Annotated in this window: 24 protein-coding genes and 1 tRNA gene; 5 read left to right on the top strand and 20 right to left on the bottom strand. The window is 45.1% G+C overall.

Going from position 1 to position 21084, the window contains the following annotated elements; translation table 11 throughout:
• Positions 1-79 precede the first annotated feature (79 nt).
• From AB4507_RS21610 to mutY, 4 genes are all read right to left on the bottom strand, one after another.
• A tRNA-Phe gene (locus tag AB4507_RS21610) sits at positions 80-155 on the bottom strand.
• Between the two features lie 103 nt (positions 156-258).
• Positions 259-1392, bottom strand: a complete 1134-nt coding sequence (gene mltC, locus AB4507_RS21605) for a membrane-bound lytic murein transglycosylase MltC (protein WP_017063191.1) — start codon at positions 1390-1392, stop codon at positions 259-261.
• A gap of 69 nt (positions 1393-1461) precedes the next feature.
• The gene (locus AB4507_RS21600) at positions 1462-1734 is read right to left on the bottom strand and encodes an oxidative damage protection protein (protein WP_010435637.1); all 273 of its coding nucleotides are present in this window, start codon (positions 1732-1734) and stop codon (positions 1462-1464) included.
• 28 nt (positions 1735-1762) lie between these two features.
• Positions 1763-2824 (bottom strand): A/G-specific adenine glycosylase, encoded by a 1062-nt coding sequence (mutY, locus tag AB4507_RS21595; protein WP_372084262.1) that lies wholly within the window; start codon positions 2822-2824, stop codon positions 1763-1765.
• Between the two features lie 165 nt (positions 2825-2989).
• On the opposite strand from mutY, the gene trmB reads away from it, so the two are divergent.
• Both trmB and glsB read left to right on the top strand, forming a co-directional pair.
• Positions 2990-3709 (top strand): tRNA (guanosine(46)-N7)-methyltransferase TrmB, encoded by a 720-nt coding sequence (gene trmB / locus AB4507_RS21590; RefSeq protein ID WP_008223608.1) that lies wholly within the window; start codon positions 2990-2992, stop codon positions 3707-3709.
• Positions 3710-4058: 349 nt separating this feature from the next.
• Positions 4059-4979 carry a glutaminase B gene (glsB, locus tag AB4507_RS21585; RefSeq protein WP_136983007.1) on the top strand — a complete coding sequence of 307 codons (921 nt, stop codon included), beginning with the start codon at positions 4059-4061 and terminating at the stop codon, positions 4977-4979.
• A gap of 131 nt (positions 4980-5110) precedes the next feature.
• On the opposite strand, the gene hemW is transcribed toward glsB, so the two are convergent.
• The 7 genes from hemW to AB4507_RS21550 form a co-directional block, all read right to left on the bottom strand.
• Positions 5111-6298, bottom strand: coding sequence for a radical SAM family heme chaperone HemW (gene hemW, locus AB4507_RS21580; RefSeq protein ID WP_372084264.1), 1188 nt, complete (start codon positions 6296-6298; stop codon positions 5111-5113).
• Positions 6298-6897: an XTP/dITP diphosphatase gene (locus AB4507_RS21575; protein ID WP_017062247.1), complete on the bottom strand. Its 600-nt coding sequence runs from the start codon at positions 6895-6897 to the stop codon at positions 6298-6300. Before AB4507_RS21575 ends, hemW begins: the two co-directional genes overlap by 1 nt.
• A 48-nt stretch (positions 6898-6945) precedes the next feature.
• Positions 6946-7377 carry a DUF4426 domain-containing protein gene (locus AB4507_RS21570; protein ID WP_372183334.1) on the bottom strand — a complete coding sequence of 144 codons (432 nt, stop codon included), beginning with the start codon at positions 7375-7377 and terminating at the stop codon, positions 6946-6948.
• Positions 7378-7405: 28 nt separating this feature from the next.
• Entirely contained in the window at positions 7406-7696 is a 291-nt protein-coding gene (yggU, locus tag AB4507_RS21565) for a DUF167 family protein YggU (RefSeq protein WP_017062245.1), read from the bottom strand.
• A gap of 29 nt (positions 7697-7725) precedes the next feature.
• Positions 7726-8283: a YggT family protein gene (locus AB4507_RS21560; RefSeq protein ID WP_102321470.1), complete on the bottom strand. Its 558-nt coding sequence runs from the start codon at positions 8281-8283 to the stop codon at positions 7726-7728.
• Positions 8284-8340: 57 nt separating this feature from the next.
• Positions 8341-9159: a pyrroline-5-carboxylate reductase gene (proC, locus tag AB4507_RS21555; protein WP_372103738.1), complete on the bottom strand. Its 819-nt coding sequence runs from the start codon at positions 9157-9159 to the stop codon at positions 8341-8343.
• Positions 9160-9237: 78 nt separating this feature from the next.
• Positions 9238-9942 (bottom strand): YggS family pyridoxal phosphate-dependent enzyme, encoded by a 705-nt coding sequence (locus tag AB4507_RS21550; protein WP_171732407.1) that lies wholly within the window; start codon positions 9940-9942, stop codon positions 9238-9240.
• Between the two features lie 26 nt (positions 9943-9968).
• Here AB4507_RS21550 and AB4507_RS21545 point away from each other — a divergent pair, with 26 nt between their 5' ends.
• Both AB4507_RS21545 and AB4507_RS21540 read left to right on the top strand, forming a co-directional pair.
• Positions 9969-11006 carry a type IV pilus twitching motility protein PilT gene (locus tag AB4507_RS21545; protein WP_372129367.1) on the top strand — a complete coding sequence of 346 codons (1038 nt, stop codon included), beginning with the start codon at positions 9969-9971 and terminating at the stop codon, positions 11004-11006.
• 14 nt (positions 11007-11020) lie between these two features.
• Positions 11021-12130, top strand: coding sequence for a PilT/PilU family type 4a pilus ATPase (locus tag AB4507_RS21540; protein WP_017062241.1), 1110 nt, complete (start codon positions 11021-11023; stop codon positions 12128-12130).
• Positions 12131-12204: 74 nt separating this feature from the next.
• Here the strand turns inward: AB4507_RS21540 and AB4507_RS21535 are convergent, their stop codons facing one another.
• From AB4507_RS21535 to metK, 9 genes are all read right to left on the bottom strand, one after another.
• Positions 12205-12342: a hypothetical protein gene (locus AB4507_RS21535; RefSeq protein ID WP_170791814.1), complete on the bottom strand. Its 138-nt coding sequence runs from the start codon at positions 12340-12342 to the stop codon at positions 12205-12207.
• 99 nt (positions 12343-12441) lie between these two features.
• Positions 12442-12864 carry a Holliday junction resolvase RuvX gene (ruvX, locus tag AB4507_RS21530; RefSeq protein ID WP_017062240.1) on the bottom strand — a complete coding sequence of 141 codons (423 nt, stop codon included), beginning with the start codon at positions 12862-12864 and terminating at the stop codon, positions 12442-12444.
• A gap of 60 nt (positions 12865-12924) precedes the next feature.
• Positions 12925-13488 (bottom strand): YqgE/AlgH family protein, encoded by a 564-nt coding sequence (locus AB4507_RS21525; protein WP_102394125.1) that lies wholly within the window; start codon positions 13486-13488, stop codon positions 12925-12927.
• Between the two features lie 116 nt (positions 13489-13604).
• Entirely contained in the window at positions 13605-14555 is a 951-nt protein-coding gene (gene gshB, locus AB4507_RS21520; protein ID WP_004735482.1) for a glutathione synthase, read from the bottom strand.
• A gap of 9 nt (positions 14556-14564) precedes the next feature.
• Positions 14565-15296: a 16S rRNA (uracil(1498)-N(3))-methyltransferase gene (gene rsmE / locus AB4507_RS21515; RefSeq protein WP_017062238.1), complete on the bottom strand. Its 732-nt coding sequence runs from the start codon at positions 15294-15296 to the stop codon at positions 14565-14567.
• Positions 15297-15449: 153 nt separating this feature from the next.
• Positions 15450-16181 (bottom strand): endonuclease, encoded by a 732-nt coding sequence (locus AB4507_RS21510; RefSeq protein ID WP_102333138.1) that lies wholly within the window; start codon positions 16179-16181, stop codon positions 15450-15452.
• A gap of 151 nt (positions 16182-16332) precedes the next feature.
• Positions 16333-16833, bottom strand: coding sequence for a SprT family zinc-dependent metalloprotease (locus AB4507_RS21505; RefSeq protein WP_372134646.1), 501 nt, complete (start codon positions 16831-16833; stop codon positions 16333-16335).
• 80 nt (positions 16834-16913) lie between these two features.
• Positions 16914-17711, bottom strand: a complete 798-nt coding sequence (locus AB4507_RS21500) for a DUF2189 domain-containing protein (protein WP_017062235.1) — start codon at positions 17709-17711, stop codon at positions 16914-16916.
• Positions 17712-18079: 368 nt separating this feature from the next.
• Positions 18080-19234, bottom strand: a complete 1155-nt coding sequence (gene metK, locus AB4507_RS21495; RefSeq protein WP_017062234.1) for a methionine adenosyltransferase — start codon at positions 19232-19234, stop codon at positions 18080-18082.
• Between the two features lie 355 nt (positions 19235-19589).
• On the opposite strand from metK, the gene tkt reads away from it, so the two are divergent.
• Positions 19590-21084 (top strand): transketolase (gene tkt, locus AB4507_RS21490; RefSeq protein WP_372183331.1); only part of this gene is annotated, 1495 nt, incomplete at its 3' end.

Raw genomic sequence — 21084 nt, 5'->3', positions numbered from 1 at the left:
TCGGCACACTAAATTCTTTATGCTTTTGTCCGTGTTGTTACTCCCTGTTAAAGAGTGTTGACACCAACAAATCAAATTGTGGTGCCCGGAGGCGGAATCGAACCACCGACACGAGGATTTTCAATCCTCTGCTCTACCGACTGAGCTATCCGGGCAACGGAGCGCTATTAAACGGATTTTCTGCATAACCGTCAACTCCTTTTTTGAAAATAATTAAAAAAACCGTTCGTTCGTTGTTTTTTTATTCAAAAGTGAGGGTTATGTTTTACCTTGGTTAAATTCTTTTTTGAATTGCGTTACTTTTTCGAGGTATCGGCGCGACTCTTTATTTGGATGCTTCTTGGTAAGCGCCCAGTAGGCTTGGCTCGGTTGCAGCGAGTTTAAGTCTTGCATTGCTCGCTTTCTGTCCTTACTGAAGGTATTGAGTACGCCACCAGTACCGCCGTTATAGGCTGAAATCATACTGTATTCAAGCGTTAATGGGTTTTTTACGTCTTTCAAATAACGATTTTTAAGGATGTAAAAGTATGCGGTGCCAGCATCAATGTTGTTTTCTGGATTGAATAAGTACTCAGGGCTTGGTTCACCAGGTTTCTTTTTGACGTGTTCAAATACATCTCGACCAGCGGTTTTAGGTACCACCTGCATAAGACCATAAGCATTAGCCCAGCTTACGGCGTACGGGTTGAAGCTACTCTCTGTCTTGATGATAGCGTAGATTAAATCTTCAGGGATGTCATAACGCTGAGACGCTCGTCGAACGATGTCGGCATATTGATAACTACGCTGGCTAGCGTGGTCGGCCACCATTGGGATTTCAACGTAGTAGGCTTTTTTAAAGTCGACTTCTTTGGTTTTTAGGTTATTCGCGATCAGGTAATCCGCAAACTGGTTCGCTCGCCAAGTCCATTGAATGGGCTTTTTTTCTTGGTCTACGACCTGATTATAGAGGAAAGGTTTGCCTTCTAGCTTGATGCTTTTAGAAGAGAATAGATCGACATGCGCCGGATCATCTGGCGTCAAAAGGGTCGTCATGATCGCATTTTTGAGGTGTTTTTTCGGTTCGGTAGAGGAAACCGTTTCCACCGTTATCAGGCCTTGGCTAAAATTCACTTCTGAACGACTTAAGTAATTATCTATGTATTTCACATAGTTACTCTTACCTGCTATCTTGATTTCACTGCTACCCCAACGTTTTTGAATGTTGCCTGAAAAGCTATCTATTAATGAATCTAGCGCCCCGGTATCTTTTTCAAATTGTCCGGGTAGCTCAGCTAAATTCTTCACAAACCGGTTGGTTGGCTCGTAATTGACATCATAAATGCTTTCGACAAATTCACGGCTGCAGCCAGTTAATAACATGGCTGTTAGGAAGTAACTTAGCTTTTTCATAGTTCCTCATACAAAAATGACATCGCAGCGTTAACCATGATGTCATTAAAAATTGCTTAAATAAATGTCTTATTCGCTTGGTGGAGTATAGCCATCAATTACGACATCTTTACCTTCAAAAAGGAAGTTAACCATCTCAGTTTCAAGAAGTTTACGATGCTCAGGATCCATCATGTTTAGCTTCTTTTCATTGATAAGCATAGTTTGCTTGCTTTGCCATTGTCCCCAAGCTTCTTTAGACACGTTGTCAAAGATACGCTTACCTAAGTCACCTGGGTAAAGTTGAAAATCTAGGCCTTCAGCATCTTTTTGAAGGCGAGCACAAAATACAGTGCGGCTCATAGTGGTTCCTCTTATCGCGTTCGTTGATTCAAACGTCGTCGTTCAGTTCAAAGGGTAGGCTCTCAATAAGCTGCTTTACAGGAGCGGCTAGGCCAATTTCTTCCGGTTTTGATAAGTTATACCAGAGACCTTTAGCCCCTTCCATTATCAAATCTGGTTGTTTATCTAATTTCACTAATACTGGCGTGATATCTAAGTGGTAGTGGCTGAAAGTGTGTCTAAACGCAATCATGGTCTTGATCGAATTGGTTTGAGTGTCTTTGATCGAACGAAGATCTAGTTGATGTTCGATCTCTGCGTTTTCATTTTGAGGGAAACAAAACAATCCGCCCCAGATACCAGATTGAGGGCGCTGTTCGAGCCACACTTGGTTGTCGTGATACAGAATCACAAACCATGTGTCTTTTACTGGCTTTTCTTTCTTAGGCTTTTTGCCAGGGAAGTCGAGCTGTCTATCGAGCTTCTTGGCCTCACACATGCTTTCAATCGGGCACAAGGTGCACTTAGGCTTGCTACGGGTACAAACCATGGCACCCATGTCCATCATTGCTTGGTTGTACTTATCGACATCTTTGTTCGGAGTATGTGCTTCGGCGTGTTCCCAAAGCTGGTTTTCGACTTTCTTTTGCCCCGGCCAACCTTCAACGGCAAAACTTCTCGCAAGCGTTCGTTTTACATTGCCATCAAGAATCGCATGAGGAAGTTTATGAACCGATGATAAGACGGCTGCTGCTGTTGAGCGACCAATCCCCGGTAGCGCGTTCATCTCTTCGATAGACAGCGGAAATTCACCACCATATTGCTCAGCAACGATCTTGGCTGCTTTATGTAGATTGCGAGCTCGTGCGTAATAACCAAGCCCTGTCCATAAGTGGAGTACCTCATCTTGTTCGGCGTTCGCTAGATCGATAACTGTTGGAAAACGTTCCAAGAAGCGTTGGTAGTATGGAATCACCGTGGTGACCTGAGTCTGCTGAAGCATGATTTCAGATAGCCAAACGGTGTAGGCGGTTTTGTTTTGTTGCCAAGGTAATTCTTTACGCCCGTAGGCGTCATACCACTTTAATATGGCGGTTGCGAAAGGAGTCACGACATGCTCTATGCTTTGCTATTATTAGAAGCGAAATTGCACCACACTTAACGTTGGATGTAAAACAGACAAATTGTGTGGGAATTTATCCACGGAAAGACTTGCACCGAAGGCAATTCTTTGGATAATCCCCGCTTTGATTAATCAATGTGCAGGCAAAAATCAATGAGTGAAGTGACCACTAACGAATATACTGAAGACGGCAAACTGGTTCGTAAGATCCGTAGTTTTGTTCGCCGCGAAGGCCGCTTAACAAAAGGCCAAGAGAACGCGATGAATGAATGTTGGCCAACAATGGGTATCGACTACAACCCAGAGCTTCTTAACTGGAAAGAAGTATTTGGCAACGATAACCCAGTTGTACTAGAGATTGGCTTCGGTATGGGTGCATCACTGGTTGAAATGGCAAAGAACGCACCTGAGAAGAACTTCTTAGGTATTGAAGTTCACAGCCCAGGTGTTGGTGCTTGTTTGGGTACTGCGCGCGATGCTGGCGTAACTAACCTGCGTGTAATGTGTCACGATGCTGTAGAAGTATTTGAACACATGATTCCAGATAGCAGCCTGCATACACTGCAACTGTTTTTCCCTGACCCATGGCACAAGGCTCGCCACCACAAGCGTCGTATCGTTAAAGCTGAATTCGCTGAAATGGTTCGTGCTAAGCTACACCTTGAAACTGGTATTTTCCACATGGCAACTGACTGGGAAAACTACGCAGAGCACATGATTGAAGTAATGAACGTTGCTCCAGGTTTTGAGAATATCGCTGAAGATGGTGATTACATTCCTCGCCCGGATGAGCGTCCACTGACTAAGTTTGAAGCTCGTGGCCATCGTTTAGGTCACGGCGTTTGGGATATTAAGTACAAGCGTACTAAGTAATTCTGAACCTAAACAAATGAAGGTGAGGTTTGATTAGGATCTTAACCTTACACTTTGTGGGATTGATAAAAGCCAACATTATTGTAGTGTTGGCTTTTTTGTCCTTAGGCTTTTATTTCAGTAAAGGCTTAACGACAGAAAGTAATACCAATCACAGTAAGTAAGTGATCAGAAATAGCGTAGGAAAAAGGCTTGAGAACAAGGCAGCATTTTTCGATAAGTAGTTACTCTACAATCAAAAACTCTAACGCAGTTATCGAGCATTTTAACAAGCTAGAGTGAGCTGTTATTTACTACGATTGGTATATGTTACATCCCTACAAAAATAACAATATAGAAGTAAGCACACATGAAACCAACTCAAGCTATTTTGGCCGAGATCTTAGAAGAAGTTCGCCCTTTAATTGGTCAGGGAAAGGTCGCTGATTATATTCCTGCATTAGCGCGTATATCGAACCAGAAACTGGCGATTGCGGTGTACACCAATGAAGGAGAAGTGATTCAAGCTGGTGATGCAGAGGAAGCCTTCTCTGTACAATCTATCTCTAAGGCTTTGAGTTTGACGTTAGCAATGGTGCTCTATAAGCCGGAAGAGATTTGGCAAAGAGTAGGCAAAGAGCCTTCTGGTCAAGCCTTTAACTCGATGATTCAGCTTGAGATGGAGCATGGGATTCCTCGTAACCCGTTCATCAATGCTGGTGCAATTGTTGTTGCAGACCTACTACAAAGCCGCTTGTCAGCACCAAGACAGCGTTTATTGGAGTTTGTACGTCAGTTATCGGGCGATACTCATATTGTGTACGACAAGGTAGTAGCGGCTTCAGAAATGATGCATAGCGACCGTAATGCCGCTATCGCGTACTTGATGCGTTCATTTGGTAATTTTGAGAACGATGTTATCCCTGTACTTAATAATTACTTCCATGCTTGTGCACTTAAGATGACTTGTGTGGATTTGGCGAAAACCTTTAGCTACTTAGCGAACAAAGGTGTGTCAGTACAGACTAAGAAAGAGATCATCACGCCGGTAAAGACCAAGCAGCTGAATGCTTTGCTTGCAACTTGTGGCTTGTACGATGGGGCTGGTGAGTTTGCCTACCGTGTTGGTATGCCAGGAAAATCGGGCGTTGGTGGCGGTATTATTGCTATCGTTCCTGGCGAAATGACGATTGCGGTGTGGTCTCCAGAGCTTGATCCTTCTGGCAACTCGCTCGCAGGTACTAAGGCTCTAGAGTTGCTTTCAGAGCGAATTGGTCGTTCTATTTTCTAAGAGAAAGATTCGAGCACGGACGTTGTCCTATAGAACGCTTCGCACCGAGAGAGGGCTATAAAACAAAAAGGGTTGATCCTAAAGCCAACCCTTACGCAATGCTTCTCGAATCTCGAATCTCGAATCTCGAACTACTCGTCTTCTTCTGCCATAAAGGCTTCTAACAGATCATTGAGAAACAGCTTTCCTTTTTCAGTGATCTGCCAGTGAGTGTCGGTTTCCTTCAAGTAGCCTAGCTCTTTTGCCCATTCAATCGTTTTTTGAATCGAGTCAAAACCAAGCCCTGTCGTATCAATGAAATCCTGCTTTGGACATGCTTCCATTAACCTAAAGCGGTTCATGAAAAATTCAAAAGGGCGGTCTTCATTCGGCACTTCAAATTCATCTGATAGATAAGGTTTTACCATGTTTTGGTACGCAGCTAGATAGCCTCTAGGGTGCTTAACCTTAGTGGTACGAACAATGCGTCCATCTGTAAAGCTCAGCTTGCCATGAGAGCCACAGCCAATACCTAGATAGTCACCAAAGCGCCAGTAGTTGAGGTTGTGTTGACACTGATAGCCGGGCTTGCTGTAGCCTGAAATTTCGTACTGCACATACCCTGCGTCTGCGAGCTTCTTATGGCCTAGGTCGAAGATATCCCAAAGGTCATCATCATCAGGCAGCGTTGGTGTTTTGTAATAGAACATGGTGTTAGGTTCTATTGTTAGTTGATACCAAGATAAGTGTGGAGGATCGAGCTCGATTGCTTTGTCTAAATCAGCCAAGGCTTGATCAATGCTTTGATCCGGTAAACCGTGCATTAAATCTAGGTTGAAGCTATTCAATCCGATTTTATGCGCTAAATGAGCAGCGTTAACCGCTTCATCTTGCCCATGAATACGGCCAAGCCTTTCCAGTTTCTCTTGCTCAAAACTTTGCACACCCACCGAGATTCGAGTTATGCCTGCTTTTTGGTAACCAGCAAAACGCTCAGCTTCGATAGTTCCCGGGTTGGCTTCCATGGTGATTTCTATTTCAAGTTTGAACGGGATGCGCTGTTCAATGCCTTGCAGCAATCGACCTATACCTTCTGGAGAAAATAGACTCGGCGTGCCACCACCAATAAAGATCGAATGTAATGGGCGAGGTACGTCATTGAGTTGGTACTTTTCGATATCGGTATCGAGATCCTCAAGCAGAGCATCGATGTACTCTTTTTCAGGAATCTCGGCTTTGAGAGCGTGAGAGTTAAAATCACAATACGGACACTTTTGTACACACCATGGGATGTGTACATAGAGGCTAAGTGCGGGTGGTATTAGCGCTGCATTGTGCATTACAGAGCTTGCTCCTTGAGAGTCTTGAATAGTGACGCAAGCGCTTTACCACGGTGTGATAGTTGCTTCTTACGCGAAGATTCAAGCTCTGCTGAGGCGCAGTTATCTTCTGGTACAAAGAACACAGGATCGTAGCCAAAGCCATTCTCACCGTGTTCTTCAGTAAGAATACGACCTTCCCATTTACCGTGACACACTAGAGGTGTTGGATCATTCTCGTGACGCATTAGCACCAACACACAGTGGAAACGCGCAGTACGCTTTTCAGTTTCGACACCTTGCATCGCATCTAATAGTTTTTTGATGTTCTGCTTATCGGTTGCCCCTTCACCTGAGTAACGCGCTGAATAGATACCTGGCGCACCATTTAAGTAATCAACCTCTAAACCTGAGTCGTCAGCAATGGCTGGCAGCCCTGTTTCTTTCGCTGCGTGGCGAGCTTTGATGATGGCATTTTCAATGAAAGTCGTTCCTGTTTCAGCGACTTCTGAAACGTTAAATTCACTTTGCGCGACAACGTCAAAACCAAACTCAGACAGAATATCTGCCATCTCGCGAACTTTACCTTGGTTGCCTGTTGCTAAAACAATCTTACTCATGGGAATGTAGCTCTAAATAAGTTAATAAATGAAAAGTAAGGTTTGAGCTTACTCTTCTATATAGAATTTCTGTGTGAAACGCAGTGGACCAGTGCCTTTTAGGCCTGCGTTCACATCGATGTCGAAGGTGATGTTTTCTTCGTGAGTTACGGGGAACTCAGCAAGGTAATAAATCGCATCGCCTTCTTTGATTTCTCGAAACTTCAAAGTACGGGTGTTTCCAACGAGGTTCTTCGCTGTTCCCGTAATTTTAGCCGTTGTCGCAGGCTTGCCTAGAGAAGCCTTGTCTAACAAGCTGATGTTGAGGATTGCTGAGTATCCATTTCGCTTAAGTTTGTATTGCTTAGCGACTTGCGAAGTTAAGAACGTGGAATTAAAAGCCGAGTAATGAACCTCGACATCCTTAATGTTCTTAAATTGCCCAGCTGAGCTTGGTAAGGCAACAAGAGCGGTGAGTAGTGCTGTTATCCATAAACGCATAATGACTCCAATAAATAGCAAAAAGCCATCATAGGATGGCTTTGACTTCAGTTGGGATTTGGCTTGGCGAGCATATTCGAACTTGCTTGTGCCTACCGAGATCTCCCTTTTCTATCTTAATTTGCCCTTTTGCGACCTTAAACTGTTTCGCAAGGTATTTCGCTAAGTGGGCGTTGGCTTTGCCATCTACTGGTGGAGCAGTTATGGCAATTTTGAGTTCCTCACCATGCAAGCCAACAATCTTGTCTCGGCTTGCTTTGGGTTGGATATAGAGCCTAAGAAGAATATCGTTTTCCTCGGCCCAAACCGCTTTTGGCATCGTCAAAGTACCTGATGTTCGTACTTGAATTATAGCTGATACCAAATAGGACCAATCATGTCGCCCATTAGGAAGTTCGCAAACTGTAGAACAATGAACAGAACCAGAACGCTTAAGTCGAAGCCACCCATATCCGGTAGGATACGGCGGATAGGCATTAGCATTGGCTCAGTCAGTTGATGGAACACGTACTCGATTGGGCTACGGCCTTGGCTAACCCAGCTAAGGATTGCACGGATAAGTAGAACCCAGAAGATCAAACCACCAGCCGCTTTTAGCAAAGATAGTGCACCAAAGATCAGGAAGCTGATATCGAATACAGCTGCGCCGCCAGAGATAATCAGGTTGAGAGCAACGAACTTAAGCACACATAGCACATAAGCAAAAATAACCGTCGCAAGATCTAGGCTGCCGATTGATGGAATAACTCGGCGCAGTGGGGCAACAACTGGTTGTGTCGCTTTTACGATGAATTGTGAGAATGGGTTGTAGAAATCTGCACGTGATGCTTGTAGCCAGATACGCAAGATCACAACCATGATGTAAAGATCAAAAACGGTCGAGATCAGAAAGCTCATCGAGTTCATATTGTTTCCTTTTTCGGATTTACTTGCCGCTTAGATATAACCCGAGCGACAAAATGCTTAAAACAGTTTTTCCATCTCTTCAGCTCGAGCGACCGCCGCTTGCATGGCTTTGGCTACGATGTCTGATAGTTGATGTTCATTGAACGTGCGCAATGCTTCTGCAGTTGTTCCGCCTTTTGAAGTCACTTGTTCACGCAGTGTCGATAATTCAGTATTTGGATTCGCTACCACCATCTCTGCCGCGCCTAATGCAGACTGCTGCACTAATTTACGAGCGGTTTCTTGGTCAAAACCTTGCTTGATTGCTTCAGCTTGCATCGCTTCCATAAACAGGAAGAAGTAAGCCGGAGCGCTACCCGCCGCCGCAATGATGTTGTTGATTCCAGACTCTTGTTCAACCCAACTTACTTCACCAACAGCTTGCATCAGCTGAGAAGCAAAGTCTTTATCATCTTGGCTGACAGTTGCATCGGCATAAAGACCACTCATCCCTTTACCAAGCAGTGATGGCGTGTTTGGCATCACACGAACAAGGTTCAGTTGGCAGTTTAACATCTCATTAAGTCGATTCGCATTAATACCCGCGGCAATTGAGATAACCAGTTTGTTGCTGAAGTCGATATCTTGTAAGGGTTTACATACATCAGCCATCATTTGTGGCTTCACGGATAACACAACAACGTCTGCTTGCTCTGCTGCTGCAATATTATCGCTGGTGGTATTGATGCCGTATTCTTGTTCTAACGGCAGCCTTCTGGTTTCTGAAGGTGCTGTCGCAGTAATCTTTTGCGCTGGGTAACCACTAGCAACTAAGCCAGCTACAATTGAGCGAACCATGTTTCCCGCCCCAATAAAGGCGATGTTCTTATGTACCATATATAAAATCCTGAGCGTGTCGCTGCGCGGATAAGGCGAAGCGGTATCAATACTTGTACTTGTCGTTACTTACTACGGCTATTTCGCGTAATCACGAGCGCCGAAAATAGCTGTTCCAATACGAACCATTGTGCTACCAGCCTCAACTGCTGCATCCATATCACCACTCATCCCCATCGAAAGGGTATCAATGTCTGAATACTTCGCGGCTAGCTTGTCTTTAAGCTCTGCCAGTTGAGAAAATGCATTAAGCTGAGATTGATAGTCAGATACGTTTGCAGGAATCGACATCAATCCTCTTAAGGTGAGGTTGGGGAGCGATGAAATCAACTCCGCGAGTGCAAAAACTGTCTCTTCTGAGGTTCCAGATTTGGACTCTTCACCACTGGTGTTTACCTGAATCAACACTTGCAAAGGTGGAAGTTCGCTTGGTCGTTGATCATTAAGCCTTTGTGCGATCTTATCGCGATCGACGGAATGCACCCATTGAAATCTTTCCGCGATTGGGCGGGTTTTATTGGATTGAATTGGACCAATAAAATGCCACTCTAAATTTAGGTTAGAATGTTGTTCTGAAAAGTGTTTTACTTTATCTACACCTTCTTGAACATAGTTTTCACCAAAGGCAACTTGGCCTCCGAGTGCGGCTTCTAGAATCGCATCAATAGGTTTAGTTTTGCTGACGGCTAAAAGTTGCACGGACTCTGGAGCTCGTCCGCACTTTTGCTCAGCACTACGAATCTGTGAGGTGATTTGTTCGATATTTTGTTGAATACTACTCATAGCTGACTTTACTTAAGGGAAAATAAATGGATATCACTGAGTTACTAGATTTTAGTGTAAAGCATAACGCGTCAGATCTACATCTTTCTGCGGGTGTATCTCCAATGGTACGTATAGATGGTGAAGTAAGGAAGCTTGGAATCCCAGCTTTGAGTCATGCTGATGTGCATCGTTTGGTTTTTGAGATCATGAGCGATTCACAACGCGGCGAGTTTGAAGAAAAACTGGAAGTCGACTTCTCTTTTGAATTACCCAATGTTGGTCGCTTTCGTGTTAATGCGTTTAACCAAGCCCGTGGCTGCTCAGCTGTCTTTCGAACTATCCCTGTCGAAATCCCGACTTTAGATCAGTTAGGTGCACCTGAGATCTTCGAAAGGATTGCTAACTACGAAAAAGGGTTAGTGCTCGTCACTGGTCCAACTGGCTCTGGTAAATCAACGACTCTTGCGGCGATGGTTGATTACGTAAATCGCAACCACAATAAGCATATTCTGACGATTGAAGACCCGATAGAATTCGTTCACACCAATAATAAATGCCTAGTCAACCAGCGTGAAGTTCACCGTGATACTCACAGTTTTAAAGCGGCACTGCGCAGTGCCTTACGTGAAGACCCAGACGTGATTCTGGTTGGTGAACTTCGTGACCAAGAGACGATTAGCTTAGCGTTAACCGCAGCAGAAACGGGTCACTTGGTCTTTGGTACTCTGCACACCAGTTCTGCGGCTAAAACGATCGACCGTATTATCGATGTGTTCCCAGGTAGCGATAAAGATATGGTTCGTTCGATGTTGTCTGAATCACTGCGCTCGGTGATAGCCCAGAAGCTGCTAAAGCGTGTTGGTGGTGGTCGTGTGGCGTGTCATGAAATCATGATGGCAACATCTGCGATCAGAAACTTGATTCGCGAGGACAAGGTCGCTCAGATGTACTCGATCATTCAAACGGGCGCAGCGCACGGCATGCAGACCATGGAACAAAATGCGAAGCAGCTGATGGCGCAGGGCTTGGTTGATTCGGAAGAGGTCGAGAAAAAGATCGAAATTGAAACCTCAATGTTTTAATTAAGGTGTACATAATGGAATTGAATCAAATCCTTGAGGGAATGCTTTCTCAAAAGGCATCGGATCTCTATATCACTGTCGATGCGCCAATCCTGTTTCGTGTGGATGGTGAATTACGCCCCCAAGGAGAGAAGCTGAATGCGGCACAGGTTGCTCAATTACTTGATGCGATGATGGAACAAGATCGACGTGATGAGTATCAGCAAACGCGTGAGGCTAATTTTGCCATCGTGCGTGACTTTGGTCGTTTTCGTGTCAGTGCATTCTTTCAGCGAGAGCTACCTGGAGCGGTCATTCGACGTATCGAGACTAACATCCCAACCTTTGAGCAACTAAAGCTTCCTGATGTACTACAGGACCTATCAATAGCTAAGCGCGGACTTGTGCTGGTGGTTGGTGCGACAGGCTCTGGTAAATCGACCTCAATGGCTGCAATGACAGGCTATCGCAACACCAATCGCTCGGGACATATCTTGACGGTTGAAGACCCTATTGAATTTGTGCACGAACATAAAAAGTGCATCGTGACGCAGCGTGAGGTCGGGCTCGACACCGAGAGTTACGAAGTCGCGCTTAAGAACTCGCTACGCCAAGCACCAGACATGATCTTGATTGGCGAAATCCGTAGCCGTGAGACCATGGAATACGCGATGACCTTTGCTGAAACGGGTCACTTGTGTATGGCAACCTTGCACGCCAATAACGCTAACCAAGCGCTAGAGCGTATTCTTCATTTGGTGCCGAAAGAGCAGAAAGAACAGTTCTTGTTTGACCTATCGATGAACCTGCGTGGTGTCGTCGCTCAGCAACTCATTCGCGACAAGAATGGCAGCGGGCGTCATGGTGTATTCGAGATTCTGCTGAATAGCCCTCGTGTTTCTGACTTGATTCGTCGTGGTGAACTACACGAACTGAAAGCAACCATGGCTAAATCGAAAGAGATAGGTATGCAGACCTTTGACCAAGCTTTGTATGATTTAGTGATAGCAGGCAAGATCAGCGAAGAGGATGCGTTCCACAGTGCCGATTCTGCTAATGACTTGCGCTTAATGCTCAAAACTAGACGTGGTGATGACGACTACGGAACTGGGGCGTTGGCTGGTGTGAAGATAGATATGGGGTGATAAAAAACGCCTGATTTGATTCTAGGTTAAAATCAGGCGTTCATCATATTCATCGTTCGACTGCGTCTGTATTATCAACGCTTCTTGTTCTTAGGCTCGCTGATTACGTCTGCGTCAGTCGAAGTATGATTCATATAACCTGCATTATTGGAGCTTGTCGAACTGCATGCTGATATTGCTAGAGCTACGAAGATTGCTAGAAAAATTTTCATGTGAACTCCCACTTACCTAATAATGAATTGCTTCGACATTACGTCGTAATATCATTATAGGATCACAAAGGAGTTTAATCTTTGAGCTCTTAATTTTCGTTATGAATATTGTGCTTCAAACCAGCTCTCTAAAATGACGACTGCAGACTGGTTATCGACATTGCCTTTGCTTAGCGCTTTATAGCCGCCCATTTCAAAAAGGTCGGCTCTTGCTTCTGTGGTCGAGAGTCTTTCATCATGTAGTTCAACATCGACACCAAATCGTCCTTTAAGGCGGTTAGCGAACTTCTTCGCTCTAGGTGTAATGGTTGCTAAGTCTTTACCATGAAGGTCGGTAGGAAGGCCGACTACAATCAGGTTCGGCTGCCACTCTTTAATTTGTTTTTCGATATCGTCCCAATTTGGGATGCCATCTTTGGCTTTAAAAGCTTTTAGAGGGCTTGCGGTGCCCGTGATTTCTTGTCCTATCGCACTGCCGATACTTTTTGTACCGTAGTCAAATGCCATAATTGTTCGTGACATGGGGTTTCCAAATTTATCTGTGTTTGAGAGTGTCTGTTTATTTTATTTAGCTGATTTGAACTAGGCGTGGCCAGCGTCTGCTGAAAGCTGAGCCGCATTTATTCCTAACATCTGCACGGCGACTTTCCAGCGGTCAGAAATCGGTGTATCGAAGATGACCTTCGGATCGGCTTCAACGGTTAACCATGAGTTCTCGGTCAGTTCGGTTTCCAGTTGTCCCGGTTCCCATCCAGCATACCCAAGTGCGACTAAATAATTCATCGGCTCATCTTCTGTGCCCAACACCATCAAGATATCTTTTGAAGTCGTCACCGAGATTTGATCTGTCATGTTGATGCTGGATTGATAGCTGCCTTTAGGTTTGTGCAAAATAAATCCACGGTCTTCTGCGACCGGCCCACCGTTCAATACTGGCTTATCAAGACTTGCTTGGTTGGATTTCGGCTGCTCAGAATCAACCTTAACTTGTTTAAGCATGCTGCCGACAGTGACATCGATAGGGGCGTTGATCATCAAACCCATCGCGCCTTCGTCATTGTGCTCACAAAGGTAAATCACCGAATTTTGAAAGTATGGGTCTTTCATTCCGGGCATAGCAACCAGAAAGTGGTTCGTTAAATTCATAGAGCCTCCTGCCAGTGTGTTCCCAGTAAAGGAAAAAGAGCGGCGTAAAGCCGCTCATTGTTCTTTGCCTAGATATTTCTGTGTTTTCGAATAGCTAAGGCTTTCTTTAGTTTAGGCTATTTAGCGTTAACGCGACGCTCAATTGCATCCATTAATTTACCTGTAACTGAAATATCAAAAGCGGCTTCAATTTCACGGATACAAGTGGGGCTAGTCACGTTAATTTCAGTCAGCTTGTCGCCGATAACATCAAGCCCAACAAAGATTAAGCCTTTCTCTTTCAGTGCTGGAGCAACTGCTCTTGCGATAGCCCAGTCTGTTTCACTTAGAGGACGAGCTTCACCTGTACCGCCAGCAGCAAGGTTACCTCGAGTTTCCCCTTTTGCAGGAATACGCGCTAGACAGTAAGGCATTGGCTCACCGTCAACCACAAGAATACGCTTATCACCATTGCTGATGTCTGGAACAAAAGTTTGTGCCATTGCGTAGTTCTGACCGTGGTTGGTCAAGGTTTCAATAATAACTGATACGTTTGGATCGCCTTCTTTCACACGGAAGATAGACGCGCCGCCCATGCCATCAAGCGGTTTTAGAATCACGTCGCCGTGTTCTTCTCGGAACGCTTTAATTTTTTCAGCTTTACGAGTCACGATGGTGGTCGGTGTCAGTTCAGGGAACCATGCCGTGAACAACTTCTCGTTACAGTCACGTAGGCTTTGTGGTTTGTTGACGATCAGTGCGCCGTTCTCTTCAGCACGCTCAAGAATGTAAGTTGCGTAGATGTACTCAGTATCAAACGGAGGATCTTTACGCATTAGTACCGCATCTAAATCGGATAGCGCGATAGTCTGTTCTGATTTGAACTCGTACCAACCGTTTGGATCTTCTTTTAGTTCAACAACCTTAGTGTCAGCAATGGCTACGCCTTGATCTAAATGTAGATCATCCATTTCCATGTAATGGATTTCGTAACCACGACGCTGAGCTTCAAGCATCATGGCAAAGCTAGAGTCTTTTTTGATGTTAATGGATGAAATTGGATCCATTACGATGCCAAGTTTGATCATTTTTTTCTCCTAGCCTAGATCGCCAAAACGGACTTGTAAGGCAGTAATTGCGGTTAGAGCTGCTGTCTCGGTACGAAGTACACGTGGGCCGAGTAGCGTCTCTTCAAATTTGTATTGTTCTGTCATGCCGATTTCTTCAGCCGACAAGCCACCTTCAGGGCCGATCAATAGGCGTACCTTACTGATAGGTTCTGGAAGGGTATTAATTGAGTATTTTGCACGAGGATGTAAGTTCAGCTTTAATGCTTCACTCGGTTCGCTACACCACTCTTCAAGTTGCATGATAGGGCGAATGACTGGAACCGTATTGCGGCCACACTGTTCACACGCCGCGATAGCAATCTTTTGCCACTGTGCGAGTTTTTTCTCGAAGCGTTTTGTATCAAGCTTAACGCCACAGCGCTCTGAGATTAAAGGGGTAATGGTGTTCACACCAAGCTCAACCGATTTCTGAATCGTGAACTCCATTTTGTCGCCACGTGAAATCACTTGGCCTAAATGTAAGTCTAACGGAGATTCGCTGCTGCGTTCGATGCGTTCAGAAACATTAACGGTGACATTTTTCTTTGATACTTCGGCTATCGTCGCAGGGAATTCAGCGCCACTGCCATCAAATAGAAGGACTTCTTGGCCTTCTTTCATGCGAAGGACACGACCAACATGACCCGCGGCATCTTCGCCTAAAGCGAGTGAACCTAACTGATGAATGCGTTCTGGGTGATGAATACGAGGGATTCTCATGCTGGTAAACCTATAAATATGTTCATTTGGGTATTTTGTCTCTGCCTAACATGGATGCTTTTAGTTGAAAAAACAAGGGTAGAGCAAGAGTTTCAGGGGCAATTCTGAAACTCTTGTTTGAGATAGTTAGGAATGTTGATTGTACGAGCGACGTTATTTACAAGCAGGGTAAACAAATGGGTTGTGATTACCTTGGATGGCATAGATTCGCTCATCACGAGTACATTCCCACTTGTCGACAGGAAATTGCTTGTTCCACGCCATCATTAGGTTGGTTTGTTGCTTAGATAGTTTGAAACCATACTCTTGGCTCATGTAAAGGTAAGTACGCGCGATAGAGCCTTTTGCTCTGTCTGGCGGCATAACTTTACGCTGCTTGAAGTTGACCTGCATTTCGCACTGACCATAGCTCACGCCATCCATTCCATTCCACTGGCTGAAGTTGTAGTTCGAACGGTCACCATTTACTTCACCGATAGCTGGCGTTAGGTTGTGGAGATCGGCTTCCATGGACTTGAATACTTTGTCATTGCGAGTGCAGTTCTTGCGCCCGCCATCTTGCCAGCACTGACGCTGGTGGCCGAATTGCCAAGCTGGAACCACGTGTTCCCACTCAATTCGACTCGCTCGCTTTTGTTGTTTTCGGACTTGATAACCACAGCCGTCAAGGTCGGGAATCCCTTTCTTTTTGTCCTTCCATGTAATGTCACAACCACAATAAAATGAAGTCGGGTGGTCGAGATAAATCTTCACCGCTTCTCTTTTTGCTTTGGAGAATGAGCTCGGTGGTGCGGCGAAAACGCTTTGGGTTACCAGTAGGCCAAATACTATTGATAAGTAAAAAGACACAGGTAGGCCAAATGCTTTGATGGTGAGTTTTTGCATAGAAAAAGACTGATAAAAGTATGATAAACATCAGTCTAGCACTCAAAGGATGAGTTTCTCCATTACATTTCTATCATCAACTTAATCGAGTGTTGCTTTCTGAAATAAAAAGGATGGGGTTACCAAATCGAATAGGTGCGAGTCTAGGACTTTAGCTGAGCTGTGTGCCTGTGAAGGATAAGGTTTGATTGCACAGCTGGCAGCGGTAGGTCGATTGATTCCGAAGTACTTTGTTGTGTCGTCTGATTGATAATGGGTAAGTGGTGCACTCACATCGATATTCAAAGGTTTTCCCTTGAACTGACGCGATTTCAAAGCTGTGAGTTGTTCTGGCTGGCACGTTGAATACTTTTTCCATCACGTATTTCCACTCGTTTCCGTGAGGCCTAACACGTCCGAAAACCTGATGCGTGATCAGGTGTGCGAGTTCATGTGGCACAACCTCGTTGATGAAGGCATCTTCATTTTCAGAAAATAGTACGTGGTTGAGCTTAATTTCGTTGAGCTGAAGGTAGGCCTTTCCCGCCGCTTTGCCTCTTAACTTGAAGGTGATAGTTGGGTGTGGAAATTCACGAGAGAAATGTTGATTTGCGATAGCTAGGCATTCGGCCAATTTCTTATTTGCTCGGTGTTGTTGCGGGGTGTAAGACAAACGTTGTTAACTCCAAATAAAAGGCCTCAGCGTTTAAACCAAGGCCTAATCATAACATTGCTTGTTGATCTAGCGATGCTTTACACGTGATGTTTTTTCTTAATGATCTCGTGATAAGCGTGCCATGTAGCATAGCCAAGTAGCGGCATGGTGACGATCATTCCGATGCCGTAGGTGGCAAAACCCACCAAAATACCGGCACAAATAATACTCGCCCAAACCACCATTGCAGGGATGTTCGATTTCACGGCATTAAAGCTAGTGAAAATCGCACTCATCACATCAACGCGTCTCTCCATCATTAACGGAATTGAAAATGCTGAGATGCTAAATATGAGGCTTGCGATAACAAAACCAATCACAGAACCCGTAATTAAGAAGGGAGCGAACTCAGCCAGTGGTGCGCCTTGCACTGAAGGGTAGAGCGCGTGCAATAACGCAGCGATACGCATCCAGAATATCATCGCAACCATCAATACGATCGCAAAGGCCCATTGGTGGGTGGAGTTGCGAGTGATGGCTTTCATCGAGTGCAGTAGGCTTGCGTTGTGGCCTTTTTCTCTTTCCCAAGCTGCGTCATACAAGCCCAGAGCAAGAAACGGCCCTATTAGCATGTACACGATCAGGCTTGGCATTACGACCAAGTGTGTTCCTTGCCATTGGACAAGCTGAACAATGGCGATTGCCGCTCCCATAAAGCACAAACCGTAGAATGCGCTGATTAATGGCATTCTTACTAAGTCATGCAGAGCAAGCGACAACCAATGAAAGGGTGCGGAAATACTGATTTGGTTACAAGGAATGGTGCGAGCGTAATCCTTATCGCTGACCTTGTGTTTTTTATCGTTCAGTTCGGATGGGTGCGCGGTACGAGGCATAGATCCCCCTAGTTAAATAACGTCCTAGTTATAATTCCATAAGGCTCATCGATGTGGCTCGTGTGAGAGTTATGGTGTTGAGCTAAATTGCTCTTTGTCATCCCAGTTTTTGTTCTAGCGTGCATTTAACGAGCGTTATCAGGCTGAATTAATTTAAGTTAAATGTGAGCTTGATCTCTTAGGAGTTACCTTAACTATTGTCAGTAGTGTTAGAAAACACAAATTATCAGCGGTTTTTTATACTAAGTGGTTAACGGTAAAGAAGGGCATTAGAGAAGAGAATGGCGAGTGAAAGTAAGGTAAGTACATAAAAATAAAGCCCTTACTAAGAAGTAAGGGCTTTAAAGAAACAAATCGCAGTGGCTAAATTATTTTAGGCCAGCGAAGTCCGCAAGGATTGCTGCTTTGTCAGTCGCTTCCCAAGGGAACTCTTCACGACCGAAGTGGCCGTATGCAGCAGTCTGCTTGTAGATAGGCTGAAGAAGGTTCAACATCTCTTGAAGACCGTATGGACGTAGGTCGAAGTTTTGACGAACTGCTTCAATGATAATTTCGTGAGCTACTTTTTCAGTACCAAACGTTTCAACCATGATAGATGTTGGATCAGCAACACCGATAGCGTAAGACAGTTGAATCTCACAACGGTCAGCCATGCCAGCAGCAACGATGTTTTTCGCAACGTAACGAGCCGCGTAAGCTGCAGAACGGTCAACTTTTGATGGATCTTTACCAGAGAATGCACCGCCACCGTGACGAGCTGCGCCGCCGTAGGTATCAACGATGATCTTACGACCTGTTAGACCACAGTCACCCATTGGGCCACCGATTACGAAACGGCCTGTTGGGTTGATGAAGAAGTTAGTGTCTTTGTTGATCCACTCAGCAGGAAGTACTGGTTTGATGATCTCTTCCATTACTGCTTCACGTAGATCCGGTGTTGTTACTGAATCGCAGTGTTGAGTCGAAAGAACAACAGCGTCGATACCAACGATTTTACCTTGGTCGTATTGGAACGTAACTTGAGATTTCGCATCAGGGCGAAGGAAGTCAAGTTTACCGCTCTTACGTACTTCAGCTTGCTTCTTAACAAGAAGGTGAGAGTAAGTAATTGGAGCCGGCATTAGGATTGGTGTTTCGTTAGTCGCGTAACCAAACATGATGCCTTGGTCGCCTGCGCCTTGCTCTTTAGGGTCTTCTTTATCAACACCTTGGTTGATGTCTGGAGACTGCTTACCAATTGTGTTTAGAACAGCACAAGAGTCAGCGTCAAAGCCCATATCAGAATGAACGTAACCAATTTCACGTACTGTTTCACGAGTGATTTCTTCGATATCAACCCATGCAGACGTTGTTACTTCACCGCCAACCATAACCATGCCGGTTTTAACGTAAGTCTCACAAGCAACACGTGCTTTTGGATCTTGTTCCAAGATGGCATCAAGAACAGCATCAGAGATTTGGTCTGCAATTTTATCTGGATGGCCTTCTGAAACAGATTCAGAAGTGAATAGGTGCTTAGCCATGAGAGCTCCACTTTTAGTTTTTGGTGTAAATAGTTTATGGCGTCGCAAGCTAGGAAGCGCGCCATTAAATACAGTATATTTTGTAGGTGTTTCTACATCTAGACGGCTATTCTAAATTCCAGCGGTCGAATTACAAGCTCTTTTTTATGATATGTCATAACTAATCGTTTGCGTATCGATTGAGATAAGCCACTGCCAAGTGATGTAAATGTTCGAAAATTGCGAAAAATGACCGTTAAAATGCCAGTAAAACGTTTGCAGTCGCAATAGTCGTTTGAGAGAATACCCGCGCTAATTAAAATGAAAACATTAGCACTATCTCTTTTTTAAATCGCTTATGTATCCAGGAGCAGACATGCCTTCTCGTAAAGATCTAGCCAATGCAATCCGCGCACTTAGCATGGACGGTGTTCAACAAGCAAATTCAGGCCACCCAGGCGCACCTATGGGTATGGCTGACATCGCTGAAGTTCTTTGGCGTGGCCACTTGAACCACAACCCAGCAAACCCAGAGTGGGCTGACCGCGACCGTTTTATCCTGTCTAACGGCCATGGTTCAATGTTGATTTACTCTCTGCTTCACCTTGCAGGCTACGAGCTTTCAATTGAAGATCTGAAAAACTTCCGTCAACTGCACTCTAAGACTCCTGGTCACCCAGAGTACGGTTACGCTCCTGGTATCGAGACAACGACGGGTCCTCTAGGTCAAGGCATCACTAACGCTGTTGGTATGGCAATGGCAGAGAAAGCACTGGCTGCACAGTTCAACAAAGAAGGCCACGACATCGTAGACCACTACACTTATGCATTCATGGGTGATGGCTGTCTGATGGAAGGTATCTCTCACGAAGCATGTTCACTAGCTGGTACGCTAGGTCTTGGTAAGCTAGTTGCTTTCTGGGATGACAACGGTATCTCTATCGATGGTGAAGTGGAAGGTTGGTTCTCTGACGATACTCCTAAGCGTTTTGAAGCATACGGCTGGCACGTAATCCCAGCAGTAGACGGTCACGATCCGGAAGCAATCAATGCAGCTATCGAAGCAGCTAAAGCAGACCCTCGTCCAACGCTTATCTGTACTAAAACTATCATCGGTTTTGGTTCTCCAAACAAAGCTGGTACGCACGACTGCCATGGCGCTCCACTAGGTGCTGATGAAATTACAGCAACTAAAGCAGCACTTGGTTGGGAACACGGTCCTTTCGAAATCCCAGCAGATATCGCAGCTGAGTGGAATGCGAAAGAAGCGGGCGCAGCAAAAGAAGCGGCGTGGAATGCTAAGTTTGACGCATACGCAGCGGCTTACCCTGAGCAAGCAGCAGAATTCAAACGTCGCACTAACGGCGAACTTCCAGCTGAGTGGGAAGAGAAAGCAAACGCAATCATTGCTGATCTTCAAGCTAACCCAGCAAACATCGCTTCACGTAAAGCATCTCAAAATGCTCTAGAAGCGTTCGGTGCTATGCTACCTGAATTCATGGGCGGCTCGGCTGACCTTGCGCCTTCTAACCTGACTATGTGGTCTGGTTCTAAGTCTCTTGAAGCAAACGACTTCTCTGGTAACTACATCCACTACGGTGTACGTGAATTCGGTATGACGGCTATCATGAACGGTATCGCTCTGCACGGTGGTTTCGTACCATACGGCGCAACGTTCCTAATGTTCATGGAATACGCTCGTAACGCTATGCGTATGGCTGCTCTGATGAAAGTTCAGAACATCCAAGTTTACACGCACGACTCTATCGGCTTAGGCGAAGATGGTCCTACTCACCAACCGGTTGAACAGATCGCTTCTCTACGTCTAACGCCAAACATGAGCACATGGCGTCCATGTGACCAAGTTGAGT

Source organism: Vibrio sp. 10N.222.54.A3, from assembly GCF_041474095.1.
Lineage (GTDB): Bacteria > Pseudomonadota > Gammaproteobacteria > Enterobacterales > Vibrionaceae > Vibrio > Vibrio crassostreae_C.
This window is presented reverse-complemented; position numbering and strand designations above follow the sequence as displayed.